Source organism: Colwellia psychrerythraea (genome assembly GCF_000764185.1).
In the GTDB taxonomy this organism is placed as follows: domain Bacteria; phylum Pseudomonadota; class Gammaproteobacteria; order Enterobacterales; family Alteromonadaceae; genus Colwellia; species Colwellia psychrerythraea_B.
This window is the reverse complement of sequence record NZ_JQEC01000021.1, coordinates 184,537-201,340: the sequence shown is the minus strand read 5'-3', so window position 1 is coordinate 201,340 and position 16,804 is coordinate 184,537. Positions and strand designations below refer to the sequence as shown.

Below are 16,804 nucleotides of genomic sequence, written 5' to 3'. Positions count from 1 at the left end.
TTACCCATATAGTTAGATTATATGTAGAATAATTTGAGAGCAAACAATGCAAATAACTTTTAATGAAGAAGAGATCATGATTCAAGATACAGCAAAGCAATTTGCTGAGGCTGAATTAAAACCTAATGCTGAGTTGGTTGAACAAACAAGTGGCAAAGCACTTTTTTTAGAAAATTTAAAAAAACTCTGCGAACTTGGCTTTATGGGCATCAACATTGACAGCCAATATGGTGGTATTGAAGCAGGCTCTGTTGCTTTTTCTTTAGCCATTACTGAGCTGGCGCGTGGCTGTGCTTCTACCGCAGTGACAACCTCAGTAACGAATATGGTTGCTGAAGTGATTCAAGCCGTGGGGAATGAAGAGCAAAAGCGGCATTATCTTCCTAAAATCTGTACCGGTGAATATTACGCGGGCGGTTTTTGTTTAACCGAATCAAGCGCAGGCTCAGATCCCTCGGCGATGAAAACTAAAGCAGTTAAAGACGGTGATGACTATATTCTAAATGGCAGTAAAATTTTTATCACCTCAGCAGATTATGCTGGCGTATTTGTTGTTTGGGCGGTAACAGACCCAGATGCAGCTCGTGGTAAAGGCATTAGTTGTTTTCTTGTTGATAGTAATTTAGCTGGAATTACCATAGGTAAACCTGAAGAGAAAATGGGACAAAAAGCGTCTTCAACCAATGAAGTGACTTTTGATAATTGCCGAATTCCAGCCTCAACGTTATTAGGCATGGAGAATCAAGGTTTTAAAATAGCGGTAACAGAATTAGCGGGCGGGCGAATTGGTATTGCCTCTTTAGCTTTAGGTTTAGGTCTTGAAGCCTTAGATTATGCCAAAAACTACATTAAAGAGCGCAAACAATTTGGTAAACCTCTGGCAAGTTTTCAAGGATTACAGTGGATGCTTGCTGATCGTTACACCGAATTAGAAGCTGCCCGTTTGCTAATCATGCAAGCCGCGACCAATAAAGATAATGGCGTAGCTTTTGCCACTGCAGCCTCAATGGCCAAAGTATTTGCCTCAGAAAAAGCCAACGACGCTTGTTATACAGCCTTACAATTATTAGGTGGCGCAGGATATATTAAAGAATATCCTTTAGAACGACTGGTACGTGATGTTAGAATTACCACCATCTATGAAGGCACGAGTGAAATTCAGCGAGTAATTATCGCCAGAGACATTTTAGCCTAACAAATCAGTAAGTTATTAATCCAACATTACAATACTAAAAACGGTTACCGTAAAGGAAAAACTATGTCTATAGAAATTAAAGCACTTGCACCGGCAGAACGTAACGTTTGTCCACAAGAATACAGTTTTGGCGCAACTTTCTCTGATCACATGTTCACTCAAGAATTTGATGCAGGCAAAGGTTGGCATGATGCACTTATCAGCCCTTATCACGCATTAACACTAGACCCATCTGCAGCTGTTTTTCACTATAGCCAGGAAATTTTTGAAGGCCTTAAAGCGTATCGTAAACCAGATGGCGGCATTAACTTGTTTCGCCCACTAGAAAACATCAAACGTTTCAATCGCTCTGCTGAGCGTATGGTTATGCCACAAGTTGATGAAGCGCTTCACCTTGAAGCAATAAAGTCTTTGGTAAAATTAGATCAAGCTTGGGTGCCAAGTGAGCAAGGCGCATCACTTTATATACGTCCAACGATGATAGCGACAAGTCCTAAACTTGGTTTAGGCGCAAGTTCTGCTTATAGCCACTTTATCATTGCTGGTCCAGCAGGCAGTTATTTCGCTGGCGGTTTAACGCCTATCTCTGTTTATGTTGCTGATGAACATAGAAGGGCAGTTAAAGGTGGTGTTGGTGAAGCTAAAACTGGCGGAAATTATGCTGCTAGCCTTTATGCTTCTGAAGAAGTTGTTAAGCAGGGCTACTCGCAAGTATTGTGGCTTGATGCAATAGAAGGCAAATATATTGAAGAAGTAGGTGCAATGAATATCTGTTTCGTTTACGAAGGTAAACACATTTATACACCAGAGCTCAGTGGCAGCATTTTACCGGGCATCACCCGTGATTCAATTTTAAAACTTGCACCAACACTGGGTTATGAAATTACTGAATTATCTTTAGATATTGAAAAAGTTTTAAAAGATATTAAAAGTGGCAGAATCACTGAAGTATTTGGTTGCGGTACCGCAGCGGTTATTTCTCCTGTTGGTAAGCTGGGTTTTAAAGGCGAAGAGTTTGTTATTAATGATAACCAAACCGGTGATGTTGCTAAAACTCTTTATGATGAATTAACCGGTATTCAATACGGTACTAAAGAAGATAAATTTGGTTGGATAGAATCTATTTAAATTGTGTCTTATTGACGGTTATTAATGCTGGTGATGGCGTTATTCGTCTATATGGCGGCGTTATAATGTCAGTTATACAAGACTAAAATAGTTCAACAAAATAGATAACTACAGCCACTCAAAATCCTCTATTCGAGTGGCTGTATTAATATCCGTGTCATTACCTTCACAATTAAAGCTATAACTAAGCGCGATAAAAAAACTGGTCAAAATATGTCCGTTTATTTTACAGTTTATTTTTATTTTCAAAAACGTTTTTAACAATCTCTCTATAATTCAATCGGCTAACAATCTCGGTCTGCTCTATGCATAAATTAATAGCAACCAACACAGGAGAATACAATGAAAAATGTTAATTTAATGTCTAAATTATATATCGTTTTAACTTTGTTTTTTGCTAGTCCATTTATTGCTATTGCCGGTGATAATTCTGCAGATATACCTGAGCCAAGTATTTTATCGTTGTTTTTAGTCGTCGGTGTTGTGGCTTATATAATGAAAAAACGTAATAAGTAACATGGGTTATTAGGTAATATCACTTGATATGCTGGATTTAAGAACGGATTACTTACTTCTGTGCTTAGCTTTCATACTTCTCTGGGAGCATTATTCTCCCCGAGAGGTATTAAATAATGTCAATAAAAGATGGTTAAATAACTTTTCCATATATCTAGTAAGCGCGGTTGCTAAGTGGGCATTTATTCTTGGTTTATCGGTATTTTTCAATTATGAGAGTACAAAGCCTTACCTTAATTTATTCACAGTAAATGCCAGCGTTATAAACATATTACTATTTATGTTTACCATCTTTGCCCTCGACCTATTTAGCTATACTAAACACCGGTTATTTCACTATTATCAAATTTTATGGCGCACACATTTAGTACACCACTCAGACTTAAAGTTAGATGTAACCACAAATTTTAGACATCATCCTTTTGAACAGTTTTTAACTTATCTTATTTATGCCATTTTTATATTTATCTTAGCGCTTCCTGTATGGGCGGTTGCTATTTATGGTTTTGCTGCGTCAATAATGCAACTTTGGCAGCATAGTAATACCAAACTACCTGTAAAAATTGACCACATATTACGATGGTTATTGATCACACCTTCTTTACATAAGCTGCATCATTCAGCCTTTAAAGATGAAACTAATAGCAATTACGGTACGATTTTTTCATGTTGGGATAGGTTTGCTGGCACTTTGTGTGAGCACCAACAACAAGGTAAAATCTTTAACTATGGTTTAGAGTATTTTAGAGACGCAAAACAACTCGACTTATGGCCAACCTTAAACCAACCATTTAACTATAAATATCAACAGTTGAAATCAAGTGAAATAGTAAAAGAGTACAACTCAGATTAAAGCAGCTTAACTCTACCTTGTCGTATAAAACTCAATAACATTAGTTGTAAAATATTCTGACAGGTGGAACTAAATAAGGATTATATAGCTTCGACTGTACCTGACTAAAGGCCTTAAAAGACAACTCTAAGAAAGTAAAATAAAAATAAATAACCTGCCGTATTTCACTGAATACTTCAATGAGAATTCAGTATGTTGTACCTTACAATATTCACACATTTGTTTTTTAAACTGTGATGCTCCATGCATTGAAAAATACTCTACCAATAATGCCATGTTGTAAAAAAATGACGCACAGGCGTTGGTATATCTAGGTGTGTTGTGATGTGTAATTGGTTACGTGTTACCACTTTAGGTGAAGTATCACTCATAACTTAATATGAAATAGGTAAAAACTGATAACTAAAGCACAGTCAATTTTAATACATTGCCTTAGAGTGACTATCTACATAAATACCCCGTCTTTATTTGGTGTTTAATTAAGGAGGATTGATGATATAAACGCTGCTGTTGTCCTCTTATTATTACTCAATATTCCCCTTATCCAAAATTCAGGTTAGGTATTAAAATAAATCTAAACCGGGAATAGCAGCTTCGTTTGGCTGTAAACAATGATATAAATATATAGCGAGGCCAGCATCGCCCGTCCAAAGGGTATATCTTCCTTGATCGTAATGTATGCGATCTTGCTGGCACTGTTCGATAGCATGCATGGCAAACTTCCTTGCTCTATCAAGCCAAATGGTTTCTCCAGATCTTCTATAAAGATATAAAAAAGCGTACCCATTACCGGCAGTGCCATGGCAAATATTAGCACCCTTGTTAAGGGGTCCTGCTTGCCAAACTACTTCAGCTGTTGTTACTAATAAGTCATCAAGAGCTTTAGTATTGGATGAGGCCATTTTAGGGGTTCTTGCCATCGCCGTTATTATACCCGCTGCACCATGACACCATTGCACTAGGAGTTTATCTATATCTGGCTTGGTACATAAAGGCCAATTTGTCAGCTTATTCTCGGTTATCGCTGAGTTATTTAGTGTGGAAATCGTGCGCTCTAAAAGCTCCTCGGCAGAAAGATCAGAGTATAAATCTAGCCCTTGCAAAAGAATATTTACATTACCAACTATGCCATGACAAGCACCGTAATAATGGCGCTGTGTACTAAAAACCTGGCTTTGCCACAGCCATTCACCCGTTGTTTTATCTTGCTGCCAGTTAGCAACGAGTGATTTTGCTCCTTTAATATAGATGTCTTTCCAACAGCAATCCCCCGTTTTTCGATACAAAGCTAAAGCCGCGTGCATCATGCCGCTTTGGCCCGAGGTTATTTCATAAAATGGCAGCTCTATGGTGGCTTGCATGCAATGTAAAAGTGTTTTTGATAATTCTTTATTATTAGGATCCATTAACATTCGTGGCACTAAAATACCTATTTGACCTATTTGCAAACCAGGCTCGACTGACACATCAGGGCTTTTTAAGAATGACAAATGTACAGCTTCCAGTAAATTCGATAAATCAGCTACTTGATAACCATAGCGCTTTAATATCTGTAAGGCATGAATAGTCCCCGCGGCTCCTGCATAAGCGGACCACTTTGGCCCATCCTTAGCATAACTTTGTGCATCAAGCGGGTGGGTAGGCCAGCTAGCACTAGGGAGTAATGCGCGGTTAATATCTGCGATGATAGCCAATATTTCTTGTTGAACGCAATGACTATGCCAAGGCAATGACGTGAGTGGTTGATGACGCTCTGGGTCAAATAACATGAATTGTAATGTTTCCTATTAATTTAACCTGAACTCTGGATAAGCAGCACTTGTTCAATATTCCCATTTATCCGGTTCTCAGCGTTAAAACGTCGATAAATAACCCGTTATTCATAAACGTTTTGCCTTGATAATCGAATAAATTGAAACATTGATAGAGTTTATTACTACTTAATTTTGTTGATAATATTCTAAGTTGTTGTTGTTGTTGTTGTTTTTTTACTTAAATATCAAATACTCATTATCCAGAGTTCAGGTTAACTTATATAAATCGTTGCCAATGCCTTAACGAATACCTTATCAATGCCTTAATTAAAACTTTAAGATAAGCCTAAGATAAGTTTTGAGGCTGCTTTTTAATTTAATGATTGATAATGATTTACACCTACACTGTAATTACATACAGTATAGGTGTAATTATGTATTAAATTCAATATTAAGGACAATTATTATGATAAAAATTTCGATAAGTATCGATGTTTCAGATATGAAACAAGCAGAGGCTTTTTATATTAAAGCACTTGGCTGTAAAAAGGTGCGTGATCAAGGCGCTAAAATGGTAGTGCTTGCCGTAGATAACTGCGATATATATTTATTAGAAAAAGAAGCGGGTTCAAAACCATTGCCGACCGAAAAAGATATTAACCGAGATTATGGCCGTCATTGGACCCCCATTCATTTAGATTTTCTCTGTGAAAATGTTGATGAACTAGTCGAAAAAATTGTGAAGATGGGTGGTTTACATGAAGGCGGAGAAAGCGGAGATTGGGGATCAATTGCCCATTGTGTTGACCCTTTTGGTAATGGCTTTTGTATAATTAATGAATAGATATATTGTTAAAATAACGTTAAGCCCTCTTTGCTAGTTAAATATGAATGTAGGTAAATAACACTGCTAAAGTCATTATAAAAGCCCTAATCGGGCTTTTGTATTTTTGACAACTAGGCAAGGAAAATCACCGCTAGATACGATAAAACTGTTATTTTGCAGTGATCATTAATGATAATTGTCTCTTATATTCGATTATCACAGTTAACATATCAATATATTTTAAATAAGAACTTGAAATTTAAGGGCTTTAGGGTAAATTAATTAATATGCAGTAGATGGACTTACTAAAACATCTACATAATAACTGTTATATGTTTAAGGGTTATCATGAACGCCTCAGAAATTACTAGTTCGCAACAGACATTGCTTCAAATTACCAAGGTTGTTGAAACTGAGTGTGCACAAGATGCCAGTGCACTATTGCTCGACGGTTTCGTTTTACTTGGAGTAGGTAATAATGTTTTTGCTGATTCAGAAAGTCGCTTTGTTTATAGTCTAGGTTTTCCTAAACCCATTAAAGATCTAAGTCATTGGGCTAGCGTCAACTTTTAATATAATTTGCAATAACCCTATCAAGTTAAGAAAACTTGTTACTAACATACGTTAAAAAATAAGCAGGAATTTAAAAAGTGGAACAAAACTTTAAATCAATTATTGAACAAATAGGTGAAGACTCAAACCGTGAAGGTTTAATCGATACCCCAAAACGTGCAGCAAAAGCGTTGAAATTTCTTACACAAGGCTACGAGCAAAATTTAGACTCAGTTATTAACGGTGCATTATTTAGCTCAGATTGTGATTCAATGGTTGTGGTTAACAATATCGAATTATATTCACTATGTGAACACCACATGTTACCTTTTACTGGCGTTTGCCACATTGGTTACATCCCAAATGGCAAAGTATTAGGTTTATCTAAACTAGCCCGTATAGTGGATATGTTCGCCCGTCGTTTGCAAATCCAGGAGAATTTAACCCAAGAAATTGCTAATGCAATTATGGCGGTTACTGGTGCAAAAGGCGTTGGGGTTGTGATGTCAGCATCACATCTTTGTATGCGAATGCGTGGTGTTGAAAAGCAAAACTCAACCATGAAAACCTCATGTATGTTAGGTTCATTTTTGAAATGCAAAGATACCCGTGCTGAATTTTTACAGTTGATTAGAGATTGATAACTAGTACCGCTTGGGTCTTAGTAACCGGTGGCGCTAAACGCATTGGTGCGTTTCTCAATCAAGAATTTGCCAAAAGCGGTAAGAATATTGTATTACATTACAATCAATCTGAAACTGCGGCTTTGGCCTTAAAAAGTCAATTAGAAACATTTAATATCAAGGTTGTTCTATGGCAGGCAGACTTAAATGATCCGGCTAGCATTGAGTTACGCTTCGCAGATCTGCTGAATCAGGTTGCTCATATTGAAATATTGATCAATAACGCTTCAATTTTTGAGCAAACATCATTACTTGAGTCATCTTTAGCGCAAATTCAAAGCAACCTTAATATTCACCTTACTAGTCCTTGGTTATTAATTCAGGCTTTGGTAAGACAAAATAAACCGTGCCAAATTATTAATATTTCAGATGCTAATTTGTCACACCTTTACACCAGTAAATCTGCCTATTTCATCTCGAAAAAAGCCCAAGAAACCTTAACTGAATTAGCAGCGATAGAATGTGCGCCCAATGTACGGGTTAATGCAGTAGCACCGGGATATGTTTTAGAAGCTAGTGTAGTTAATACCAAGCTGAGTAGTCAAACCAGCAGCCAAATAGACGATAAAGACATCAATATCTTACAACGTAAAGTGCCGTTAGCTGACTTATATTCAGCGATAGAGTTTTTATCTAACAATCATTCTATAACGGGGCAAACACTGAAAATAGACGGAGGGAGTCACTTACAATGTCCACCATATATGTTGAAAAACTAGAAATTTATACTATTCTCGGCATCACCCCAGAAGAGCGCGAGAACAAACAAAAACTGATCATTGATTATTGGATTGATGCCGATATATCTAAGGCAATGTTATCTGATGATATAGCCGATTGTGTAAATTACCGCACCGTCAACAAAGAGATTTTAGCAATAGTATTGAACTCAAGTTATAACACTATTGAACGATTATTAGGGATAATACTAGAATTGATACTATCCTTTGATGGTGTTTTACACGCCAAGCTAAAAATCGCTAAACCAGGGGCGTTACGTTATGCAAGAAGTGTTTCGGTTACTGCCGAACGTTCAGCTTAATGGCATTTTATATTGTTGCCGTTGGCTCAAATATTGATGCTGAAGTACATATAAAACAATCATTTGAGTTAATTAGAAAAATAGACCCTCAGGTGAAAATAGCCACTTTATTACGCACCAAACCTGTAGGTTTTACCGAACAAGCAGACTTTATAAATACTGCCTTTTCATTTAATAGTGTGCTTAATGCCACCGACTTGAAAGCCCATTTACAAGATATAGAAGCACAATTAGGGCGCGTAAGGACAAAGAACAAAAATGGTCCGCGTACTATTGACTTAGACATAGTAAAAATTGACAGTGATATTGTAGATGACGATTACCACCGATATGACTTTGTTAGAAACTCAGTGGATGAGTTAATTGAGAAGCATACAATAAAAAATATCGGCAACAAATGATAAAAAAATGTAACTTTTTAATCAACAACTAAGATAGTTAACTATATAATTAAAGCAACACAAGAGAATTAGGCTTAGACAATGAAGAAAACTTACATCGCTAGACAAGCCGTTTTTAATAGAAAACTAGAGACTATTGGCTATGAGCTATTTTTTAGAGACAGTGCTGAGAATCAATTCCCCGAAGTTGATCAAGATATTGCTAGCTCGAAGCTAATTATTCAAAACCATATTCAAAGTGACATTCAAACCTTGTGTATGGGAAAATTAGCCTTTATAAATTTTACCGAAAATAATTTAATACATAAATTTCCATTAATGTTTGATAAAAACTTGATTGTCATTGAGTTGGTCGGAAATAAACAACCATCGACAAATTTGGTTAAAATCGTTAAATATTATCATGAACATGGTTATAAAATAGCGTTAACAGAATATGACTTGGCTCTTCATTGGGATGTATTATTTCCTTATATCGATATAGTTAAAGTTAATATAGAAAAAATTAATACAAAACGTTTGAGCCCAGCAGTTGTCAGAATGAAAACCTTTGATATCAGTATTGTCGCAGAGCGAGTAGAAACCAGAAATCAACAGCAAACGCTTGCCGAAGTTGGTTTTAATTATTTTCAGGGCTACTTTTACCACCAAACAGAAATGATTGAAGGGCAAGCTTTAACAACAGTAAAAACTATGATGTTACAATTACTAAGCGAAACGTCACATAGCACGCTTGATTTTGGCAAAGTATCACAAATTATTAGCCAAGACGTTAACTTAACCATAGGTTTATTAAAAATGGTTAACAATGTTTCAACGGGTACGGATGTTGAAATTGAGTGTTTAAGACAAGCGGCTACTTATTTAGGTGAAGAAAAGTTAAGGCAATTAATCGCTATTTTAGCTTTATCAAACCTCACGTCAGACAAAGCAGATGAAGTATGCAAACAGGCCTTGATCACAGGTAGAATGATGCAAACGCTTAGTGCTAAAAATAACTTTTCTTCAGTAAAAGAATTTGCTTTTATTACTGGCTTATTAAGTTCAATCGAAGTTATTTTATCTATGCCTGTTTCCGAAATTCTTAAAACAATGCCTTTAGCTAAACCTATTGAAAAGGCGTTAATCGCTAACGATGGTGTGTTAGGTGATTTATTAAACTTAACAACAACTTTCATTTCCGACAATAACCAAAATATTCAACAACTGATAACGACACATGGACTGAGTAACGAGATAATCCAACAAGAATTTCTTGATGCATGTCAATGGTGCCATGCATTAGAATTAAGTAGTTAATTACTCGCATTACACAGTAATTTATGCCGATTAACAGGATTTAACATTCCCATGTACAGCAAAAAGCAAAATACCAAGCCACAAGTCATTTCGTATGAACGGGTGAAATCATATATGCAGTGGATGATTGAGCGATATGGTGATTACTCAGCTAAAACATTACTGCAAAAGGCCAATTTATTATTCAAAGATGATAGACAATACAATCAGCTAGCTCTCGATTATTTAATAGAGCGAGAAATTGTCAATGATCTGCGTTACGCACAGCGCTTAACCGAGAGTTTTTCAGAGAAGAACATTGGTATTAACAAAATTAAAGAAAAGCTCTATGTAAAAGGTTTTTCATCGAAAACCATCAATGAGTGTATTAGTAGCATAGAAACTAGCGAAGAGGATTATTTCGACAAAGCACAGATCCTAAAAATAAGAAAGTTTGGTGAAGAGCCCATTGAAGATATTAAATTAAAGCAAAAAGCGTTACGGCATTTAATATCAAAAGGCTTTTCATATGCAATCGCAAATAAAGCGGTTAGCTATACAAGTAACGAATATGAGTAAATCACTGTTTTAGCTATAGTTACTCTAATATTTTACTAAGCGTTCAGCCACACATTTAAGCTCTAATCGCAATTGGCTTGGACGATTTACTTCAAAATCAAAAGGCCAAAAAGCAAGCTGCCGAGCAAACCATGCTAAATCGCTACACTGATGATGTAATATAACCCCATCTACCACGGCTACTAATAAACCAATACTTTTATCGATATAGGAATAAGCCGTTTCTATATCAGTATGTAATAACACTTCCACTGAAAACTCTCTGGGCAGCATAGCTATTGCTTTACGTAAATGTTCAGTCACATCAAACTTTTCAGCTTGCTCAAAAGTAATCGCTAAAATATCTATTGCGCTTATACGATCAAGCCTAAAAGTTCTAATACTTTGTCGAAGTTGACAAAAACCTACCAAATACCAATTACCTATATAAAAAGCTACACCATATGGGTCAACCACTCTTTCACTTATATGTTTATCGGCGGCGCAATAATGCATTGAGATTTGTTGTTTTTGTGATATTGCGGCACTTAATGTATAAAGATAATGGTTATTTTCAGGATGTTTTGCTGGAGATAACGGTAAGTCGAGACTCACTGTTTCAGTGATAGCACGAACCTTTTGTTTTAAAACAGCCGGCATAATGCGCTCTAACTTTGCTTGAGCAGAGGCAATAGCAGGTGCGATATGAACTAAACCCGTATGTTTTGCAGCCAATAACCCTAACACTAATGCCATCGCTTCATCTTCGTCAAACATCATGGGTTGCAGTTTAAAACCAGGGACTAAGCTGTAACCGCCATAACGTCCACGTTCGCTCATGATAGGAATACCAATTTCCTCAAGTGCGACAATATAACGACGTAAAGTACGTCGATCTAGGTCAAGCCTGGTCGATAGTTCAGCGCCACTGAGGCGACCATAATTTTGCAGTAGTTCAAGCACCGCCAAAATGCGGTTTGTTGGTTGAGCCATAATTTCTTTCAAATATATCTTAAATAGGACACGTTTTGCCCTATATAGAAATTATACTAACATCGAACGTTGCTAATACTAACAACAAATTTAACGGGTTTAATGAGGAATAGAATGAATTCAATAACACCACAATCCAGTAGCGAAGATTTTGATTTTTTTATAGGAAATTGGCAGGTTAGTCACCGTAGGCTTAAACATCGCTTGGTAAGTTGTTCACAATGGGACAATTTCTCAGGTACTTCAACTACTCAAAAGATACTTGGCGGTGCAGGAAACTTTGATGATAACCGACTGGATATGCCGCAAGAGAGTTATCATGCGGCAACACTTAGAACATATGATTCTGGTACTGGGCTCTGGTCAATTTGGTGGTTGGACGGTCGATATTCAGATCAGCTTGATGCGCCTATGCAAGGGCAATTTATCAATGGGATTGGCACCTTTTATGTGGAGGAAACCTTTGAAGGAAAAACAATTAAAGTTCGATTTTTATGGACTAGACCCACGCCTGATACACCGCGCTGGGAGCAAGCATTTTCTCAAGATGGCGGTCTAACATGGGAAACAAATTGGCTTATGGACTTTAATAAAATCGACTAATTGTTCAAGTTGTAAGGTCAGGGTCATGGCGTTTGATCAAAGAGATGACTAGTTGCTCAAGCAACTAGTTTTTTATTACCGATTGTATACATATTAGTAGAGATAAAACTTAAGCCGTCGCTTGCTGTAGGGTACGCAATTAACTCCAGTCATCACTATAATTATTGTTAGTAATATTTCTATAAGAGAGATTTATGAGCAAAGTAGCAATAATTCAACAAGCACCTTATGTTCTTGATAAAACACGCAGCATAAAAAAAGCGGCAGAAATTATAAACTCAGTAGCAGCGCAAGGCGCTAAACTTATAATTTTTCCGGAAGCGTTTATTCCAGGATATCCAGCTTGGATATGGCGATTAAAGCCCGGTGGTGATTGGGGCACCAGTGAAGAGCTGCATAGTAGATTACTCAAAAATGCAGTTAACCTATCATCTGATGATCTTAAACCAATGCTTAATGCGGCAAAAAAAAGTAATGTCACCGTTGTTTGTGGTATTAATGAGCGAGATAATCTCAATAGCCAATCGACAATTTTTAATGCGGTAATAACCATCAATGGTCAAGGGCAGGTTATTAATAATCATCGTAAGCTTATGCCAACAAACCCAGAACGTATGGTGTGGGGTTTTGGCGATGGCCATGGGCTTAATGTTATCGATACGCCTGTAGGTAAAATTGGTAGTCTAATTTGTTGGGAAAATTACATGCCGCTAGCAAGGTATTCGCTATACGCTCAGGGCATAGAAATTTATATTGCGCCAACCTATGACAGTGGTGAAGCTTGGGTTGGCACTATGCAACATATTGCTAGAGAGGGTAAATGTTGGGTTTTGTCTTGTGGCGTAGCGTTAGAAAGAAAGGACTTGCCTAAAGATTTCCCTAATTTGGATGAACTTTATCCCGCAGATGAACAATGGATTAATCCGGGAGATTCATTAATTGTATCACCGAGTGGTGAAATCATCTCTGGGCCTCTATCTAAAGAAAAAGGCAATATCATTATCGATATTGATGTAGAACTATCAACAAGTTCGAAGCGAGCTTTAGATGTTGCGGGTCATTATGCAAGGCCGGATGTTTTTAAGTTGCAGGTGGATAAATCTAGGCAAACTTCAATAGATTTTAAAAATAATAATCAATAATACATATATTGACTGTTATTTCATACAGTGCAGCAGGTATAATAAAACTAAACAAAAGTAAGCCCAAGCTGCACCAATATGAGTATTCAGTTTAATTAAATGACACAGACACTTTATCGTAACTTTTTTGGAAAGTGGTTTGGCAAAGCCAAACACATAGTAATATCAGAATGTGGTTTTACATTAGTTGATGTCGACCAAAACATCAAAGAAATAACCGTCAATCAACTTATTGATTTTCCAAGTATTGAACAATCTATTTTTGGCAATACTTTAGTTATTAAAGCTAAAAATGAAGTGACTCGAATATGGGGCATTAGTGCGAGTAGTACCCAGGTATTTAATAATAAGGCCAAGCTCGGCCTTCAACAAAACATTGCCAACAATATTACTAAACACGTAGATATTTATCATAAAGAAGCACTCACTCGATACCTTAGAGATTCATCGGTAAAATTTTTACATGAGTCGGTGACACCACTTATGCAAAGTTATAAAACGTCAAAGGCACGCTGGCAACAAATTTTATCAGAACAACAACTATCAAAAATCGATGTTATATCGAGAATGCCACCCATCAAAGAAACACAGAGCTATAGGCAATATTATGAAAATAAGATGCTTGCCGCTCAAATTGATTTTTTTAATGGTATTGAATCAAATCCACTAACAAACGAGCAGCGGCTAGCTGTTATTAGAAATAATGATAAGAATCTTGTTTTAGCTGCAGCAGGTACTGGAAAAACCTCTGTTATGGTTGCCAAAGCACTGTATTTAATCAGTCATGATGAGGTTCCGGCAGAAAATGTATTGGTGCTTGCCTATAACAATGCTGCGGCTAAAGAGCTTAAAGAAAGGTTAACGGTAAGAAAAAATGCCTACGGTTTAACATGTGATTCACCTAACATCATAACTTTCCATGCATTGGGTCTTAAAATACTAAAGGCAGCCAAAGTAAATACCACTTTATCCTTATTTACTGAACAGCCAAAACAACTGGAAACTTGGCTTACCCAATGGCTTGTTTCTCATATCAGCGAAAGCCCGCAAGCTATGCAACGTTTTATTACTCTGGCATATCAGCCGAGTGATGTATTTGAGTTCAGCTCCATTGAGCAGTATGAGATACATGTCAGGGATAATAAATACCAAACATTGCAAGGTGAGAAGGTAAGTTGTTACCAAGCATTGTTAATTGCTAACTGGCTTTTCTTAAATTCGATAGAATATCAGTATCAAGGCCCGTATGTCTCAAAACATAGCATAACAACTGGCGTTGACTATAGCCCCAGTTTTCGACTGAACAATAGCGACAACACTAGCAATACTCATATATATCTTGAATGCTTTGAAGTCACTAGAGACGGCAGCACCCGAGTTGGTATAAATTCTAGTCAATATAATAAACAGATGAAGGTAATTAGAGCGCTTCATCAAGAGTGCAAAACCACACTGTTAGAAACTTTCTATTTTGACATGGTTGAGAATAAACTAGCAGACAGACTTACTACACTTACTGCTCAATGTAGTATCAAGTTAGTACCAAAAAGCTCGCAGGATATTTTAACCGCGATAAAAGGTTCTGGTTTATTGGTCAACAATATCAAGCGCTATCTTAAGTGTTTGCAAGCAATTAGAGTAGAACAATTAACTAGTGAAAAAATTGAAAATAGGCTTAAACATGCCAAAGTAACAAGTAGTAAGCAATATGCTCAGCTACTATCCGAGATTGAACAAGCCTATGTAACCGAGTTGAAAAACCAAGCAGCAATTGATTTTGATGATATGGTGATTAGTGCTGTTGAACATGTAAATACTGGCAACTTCAAACCACAATGGACAGATATCCTGGTTGATGAATTTCAGGATATATCGACGGCTCGAATGAATTTATTAAATGCACTCATAGATAGAGGACCAAGGCCGAGACTTACCGTGGTGGGAGATGACTGGCAGTCAATCTATCGCTTTTCAGGGAGCAAGTTAGCCTTAATCACTCAGTTTGAAAAATATCACGGCAGTCACTCGTTAACGACATTGCAAAAAACCTTTCGTTATAACAATAGTATTGCTAAAACGGCCGGCCAATTTGTTATGCAAAATCCTGAACAATATAAAAAACAGATTGAAAGCCACCATCAAGTAGCACAATCGCAGGTTTATTTAATAGACTGTGATAAAAAGACTCTCGATATAAACATTGCTCAGGTTGTAAGCAAGATAAAAGTGCATGCTCCTAGTGCAACAATTGCTATATTAGCGCGTTATCGCTATTTGCTTAACAATGCTAAAACGCAGTTAACTTCTAACTTGGCAAATGAAAATATTCATTATTGGACCTTTCATGGCTCGAAAGGGTTAGAAGCAGATTATTGTATTATTGTTGGTTTCTTTCGGGGAAAAAATGGCTTTCCTAATGAAAATAATTCAGATGCATTAGTAGAAGCATTACTACCATTAGAAGATGGTTTTAAAAACTCTGAAGAGCGCCGATTACTCTATGTAGCGATTACCAGAGCGAAGAAGAAAGCCTACCTGGTTGCAGATACCAAAGAGCCCTCAGCGTTTATTGAAGAGTTATTATCACCAAGTTATGGTTTACAAGTCGTCTGTAAAAATCATGATAAATTTAGCAGAGACATATTAAAATACCCAGCAAGTTCAAAACTATGCGTTAAATGCGGTCGGCTGATGAAACTAAGAAAAGGACAATATGGTGATTTCTGGGGCTGTAGTGGATTTGCTAATGAAAGTGACCCGTGCAATCAAACAGAGAAAGTTTAATAAATACTCGACGAGTTGAGCTAGCACTTATCAAAATTAACAATAACAAAAGCAAAAGCAAGAATAAGGAAAAGTCTGTGATTTCAAAAAAAGTAAGAGAGCTATTTGTCTCATTAATGGAAGCAGCAAATGATGCCGCAGTTTTATATGATAATGAAACTGAACAGTACAGTGGTTATTTCAATAGTGCCGTCGTTGATAAATACATAGAATTAGGCGCACTAGAGCTTGTAGAGGGAGAAAGTACTATAACGGTATTACTCAATAACAGAGATGATTTCTTAAGTTCTTTTGCTGCGGGTATTAGAGAAGCAAAGCTCGGTAATGACCAATCTTACGCGGACTACAACGCCAACCCATTTGCCTTTTCAGTTGGTTTTGAGCATTTCCATAAAATGGCTAAGAAAAAACGACCTGACCACGACTATATCTGCCATGGCTTTGAAAATACGGAAACGGGTCTTATACACCAACAATAACAACACAAACTTGCTAT

The 16,804-nt window shown here is 36.8% G+C and carries 18 protein-coding genes; 16 read left to right on the top strand and 2 right to left on the bottom strand.

Annotated elements, in window-relative coordinates; translation table 11 throughout:
- Positions 1-46 precede the first annotated feature (46 nt).
- The 4 genes from GAB14E_RS12605 (at position 47) to GAB14E_RS12615 (ending at position 3,692) form a co-directional block, all read left to right on the top strand.
- Positions 47-1,195, top strand: coding sequence for an acyl-CoA dehydrogenase family protein (locus tag GAB14E_RS12605; RefSeq protein WP_033082151.1), 1,149 nt, complete (start codon positions 47-49; stop codon positions 1,193-1,195).
- 63 nt (positions 1,196-1,258) lie between these two features.
- Positions 1,259-2,323, top strand: a complete 1,065-nt coding sequence (locus GAB14E_RS12610; RefSeq protein WP_033082150.1) for a branched-chain amino acid aminotransferase — start codon at positions 1,259-1,261, stop codon at positions 2,321-2,323.
- Positions 2,324-2,665: 342 nt separating this feature from the next.
- Positions 2,666-2,839, top strand: coding sequence for a PEP-CTERM sorting domain-containing protein (locus tag GAB14E_RS24510; protein ID WP_081967791.1), 174 nt, complete (start codon positions 2,666-2,668; stop codon positions 2,837-2,839).
- Positions 2,840-2,867: 28 nt separating this feature from the next.
- Entirely contained in the window at positions 2,868-3,692 is an 825-nt protein-coding gene (locus GAB14E_RS12615) for a sterol desaturase family protein (protein WP_033082149.1), read from the top strand.
- A gap of 563 nt (positions 3,693-4,255) precedes the next feature.
- Here the strand turns inward: GAB14E_RS12615 and GAB14E_RS24110 are convergent.
- Positions 4,256-5,461: a lanthionine synthetase C family protein gene (locus GAB14E_RS24110; RefSeq protein ID WP_052093651.1), complete on the bottom strand. Its 1,206-nt coding sequence runs from the start codon at positions 5,459-5,461 to the stop codon at positions 4,256-4,258.
- Between the two features lie 451 nt (positions 5,462-5,912).
- Between GAB14E_RS24110 and GAB14E_RS12620 the strand changes: the two genes are divergently transcribed.
- From GAB14E_RS12620 to GAB14E_RS12655, 8 genes are all read left to right on the top strand, one after another.
- Complete coding sequence (locus tag GAB14E_RS12620; RefSeq protein WP_033082148.1) at positions 5,913-6,290, top strand: VOC family protein; 378 nt, start codon at positions 5,913-5,915, stop codon at positions 6,288-6,290.
- Positions 6,291-6,620: 330 nt separating this feature from the next.
- Positions 6,621-6,845 (top strand): hypothetical protein, encoded by a 225-nt coding sequence (locus GAB14E_RS12625; RefSeq protein ID WP_033082147.1) that lies wholly within the window; start codon positions 6,621-6,623, stop codon positions 6,843-6,845.
- A 77-nt stretch (positions 6,846-6,922) separates the two neighbouring features.
- Positions 6,923-7,465 carry a GTP cyclohydrolase I FolE gene (gene folE / locus GAB14E_RS12630; protein WP_033082146.1) on the top strand — a complete coding sequence of 181 codons (543 nt, stop codon included), beginning with the start codon at positions 6,923-6,925 and terminating at the stop codon, positions 7,463-7,465.
- On the top strand, positions 7,462-8,226 hold the full coding sequence (locus GAB14E_RS12635) for an SDR family NAD(P)-dependent oxidoreductase (RefSeq protein ID WP_231562025.1): 765 nt from the start codon (positions 7,462-7,464) through the stop codon (positions 8,224-8,226). Before folE ends, GAB14E_RS12635 begins: the two co-directional genes overlap by 4 nt.
- On the top strand, positions 8,199-8,549 hold the full coding sequence (locus GAB14E_RS12640; protein WP_033082145.1) for a dihydroneopterin aldolase: 351 nt from the start codon (positions 8,199-8,201) through the stop codon (positions 8,547-8,549). The genes GAB14E_RS12635 and GAB14E_RS12640 overlap by 28 nt, the downstream gene beginning before the upstream one ends.
- Entirely contained in the window at positions 8,549-8,950 is a 402-nt protein-coding gene (gene folK / locus GAB14E_RS12645) for a 2-amino-4-hydroxy-6-hydroxymethyldihydropteridine diphosphokinase (RefSeq protein ID WP_033082144.1), read from the top strand. The genes GAB14E_RS12640 and folK overlap by 1 nt, the downstream gene beginning before the upstream one ends.
- 81 nt (positions 8,951-9,031) lie before the next feature.
- Positions 9,032-10,249, top strand: a complete 1,218-nt coding sequence (locus tag GAB14E_RS12650) for an EAL and HDOD domain-containing protein (protein WP_033082143.1) — start codon at positions 9,032-9,034, stop codon at positions 10,247-10,249.
- Positions 10,250-10,300: 51 nt separating this feature from the next.
- The gene (locus GAB14E_RS12655; RefSeq protein ID WP_033082142.1) at positions 10,301-10,807 is read left to right on the top strand and encodes a regulatory protein RecX; all 507 of its coding nucleotides are present in this window, start codon (positions 10,301-10,303) and stop codon (positions 10,805-10,807) included.
- 24 nt (positions 10,808-10,831) lie between these two features.
- On the opposite strand, the gene GAB14E_RS12660 is transcribed toward GAB14E_RS12655, so the two are convergent.
- A complete protein-coding gene (locus GAB14E_RS12660; protein WP_033082141.1) occupies positions 10,832-11,779 on the bottom strand; it encodes a helix-turn-helix transcriptional regulator in 948 nt (315 codons plus the stop codon).
- A 114-nt stretch (positions 11,780-11,893) separates the two neighbouring features.
- On the opposite strand from GAB14E_RS12660, the gene GAB14E_RS12665 reads away from it, so the two are divergent.
- The 4 genes from GAB14E_RS12665 (at position 11,894) to GAB14E_RS12680 (ending at position 16,787) form a co-directional block, all read left to right on the top strand.
- Positions 11,894-12,382 carry a hypothetical protein gene (locus GAB14E_RS12665; protein WP_033082140.1) on the top strand — a complete coding sequence of 163 codons (489 nt, stop codon included), beginning with the start codon at positions 11,894-11,896 and terminating at the stop codon, positions 12,380-12,382.
- A 194-nt stretch (positions 12,383-12,576) separates the two neighbouring features.
- Complete coding sequence (locus tag GAB14E_RS12670) at positions 12,577-13,524, top strand: carbon-nitrogen hydrolase family protein (RefSeq protein ID WP_033082139.1); 948 nt, start codon at positions 12,577-12,579, stop codon at positions 13,522-13,524.
- A 99-nt stretch (positions 13,525-13,623) separates the two neighbouring features.
- On the top strand, positions 13,624-16,308 hold the full coding sequence (locus GAB14E_RS12675) for a UvrD-helicase domain-containing protein (RefSeq protein WP_033082138.1): 2,685 nt from the start codon (positions 13,624-13,626) through the stop codon (positions 16,306-16,308).
- A 77-nt stretch (positions 16,309-16,385) separates the two neighbouring features.
- Complete coding sequence (locus GAB14E_RS12680) at positions 16,386-16,787, top strand: hypothetical protein (RefSeq protein ID WP_033082248.1); 402 nt, start codon at positions 16,386-16,388, stop codon at positions 16,785-16,787.
- The last annotated feature ends 17 nt before the right edge of the window (positions 16,788-16,804 follow it).

What these genes read in the sequence shown, in the direction of transcription:
- GAB14E_RS12615 (WP_033082149.1), top strand. Translation starts at nt 2,868, where the DNA reads ATGCTGGATTTAAGAACGGATTACTTACTTCTGTGCTTAGCTTTCATA.
- GAB14E_RS12605 (WP_033082151.1), top strand. Translation starts at nt 47, where the DNA reads ATGCAAATAACTTTTAATGAAGAAGAGATCATGATTCAAGATACAGCA.
- GAB14E_RS24110 (WP_052093651.1), bottom strand. Translation starts at nt 5,461, where the DNA reads ATGTTATTTGACCCAGAGCGTCATCAACCACTCACGTCATTGCCTTGG.
- GAB14E_RS12665 (WP_033082140.1), top strand. Translation starts at nt 11,894, where the DNA reads ATGAATTCAATAACACCACAATCCAGTAGCGAAGATTTTGATTTTTTT.
- GAB14E_RS12655 (WP_033082142.1), top strand. Translation starts at nt 10,301, where the DNA reads ATGTACAGCAAAAAGCAAAATACCAAGCCACAAGTCATTTCGTATGAA.
- folK (WP_033082144.1), top strand. Translation starts at nt 8,549, where the DNA reads ATGGCATTTTATATTGTTGCCGTTGGCTCAAATATTGATGCTGAAGTA.
- GAB14E_RS12620 (WP_033082148.1), top strand. Translation starts at nt 5,913, where the DNA reads ATGATAAAAATTTCGATAAGTATCGATGTTTCAGATATGAAACAAGCA.
- GAB14E_RS12640 (WP_033082145.1), top strand. Translation starts at nt 8,199, where the DNA reads ATGTCCACCATATATGTTGAAAAACTAGAAATTTATACTATTCTCGGC.
- GAB14E_RS12650 (WP_033082143.1), top strand. Translation starts at nt 9,032, where the DNA reads ATGAAGAAAACTTACATCGCTAGACAAGCCGTTTTTAATAGAAAACTA.
- GAB14E_RS12625 (WP_033082147.1), top strand. Translation starts at nt 6,621, where the DNA reads ATGAACGCCTCAGAAATTACTAGTTCGCAACAGACATTGCTTCAAATT.
- GAB14E_RS24510 (WP_081967791.1), top strand. Translation starts at nt 2,666, where the DNA reads ATGAAAAATGTTAATTTAATGTCTAAATTATATATCGTTTTAACTTTG.
- GAB14E_RS12675 (WP_033082138.1), top strand. Translation starts at nt 13,624, where the DNA reads ATGACACAGACACTTTATCGTAACTTTTTTGGAAAGTGGTTTGGCAAA.
- GAB14E_RS12670 (WP_033082139.1), top strand. Translation starts at nt 12,577, where the DNA reads ATGAGCAAAGTAGCAATAATTCAACAAGCACCTTATGTTCTTGATAAA.
- GAB14E_RS12610 (WP_033082150.1), top strand. Translation starts at nt 1,259, where the DNA reads ATGTCTATAGAAATTAAAGCACTTGCACCGGCAGAACGTAACGTTTGT.
- GAB14E_RS12660 (WP_033082141.1), bottom strand. Translation starts at nt 11,779, where the DNA reads ATGGCTCAACCAACAAACCGCATTTTGGCGGTGCTTGAACTACTGCAA.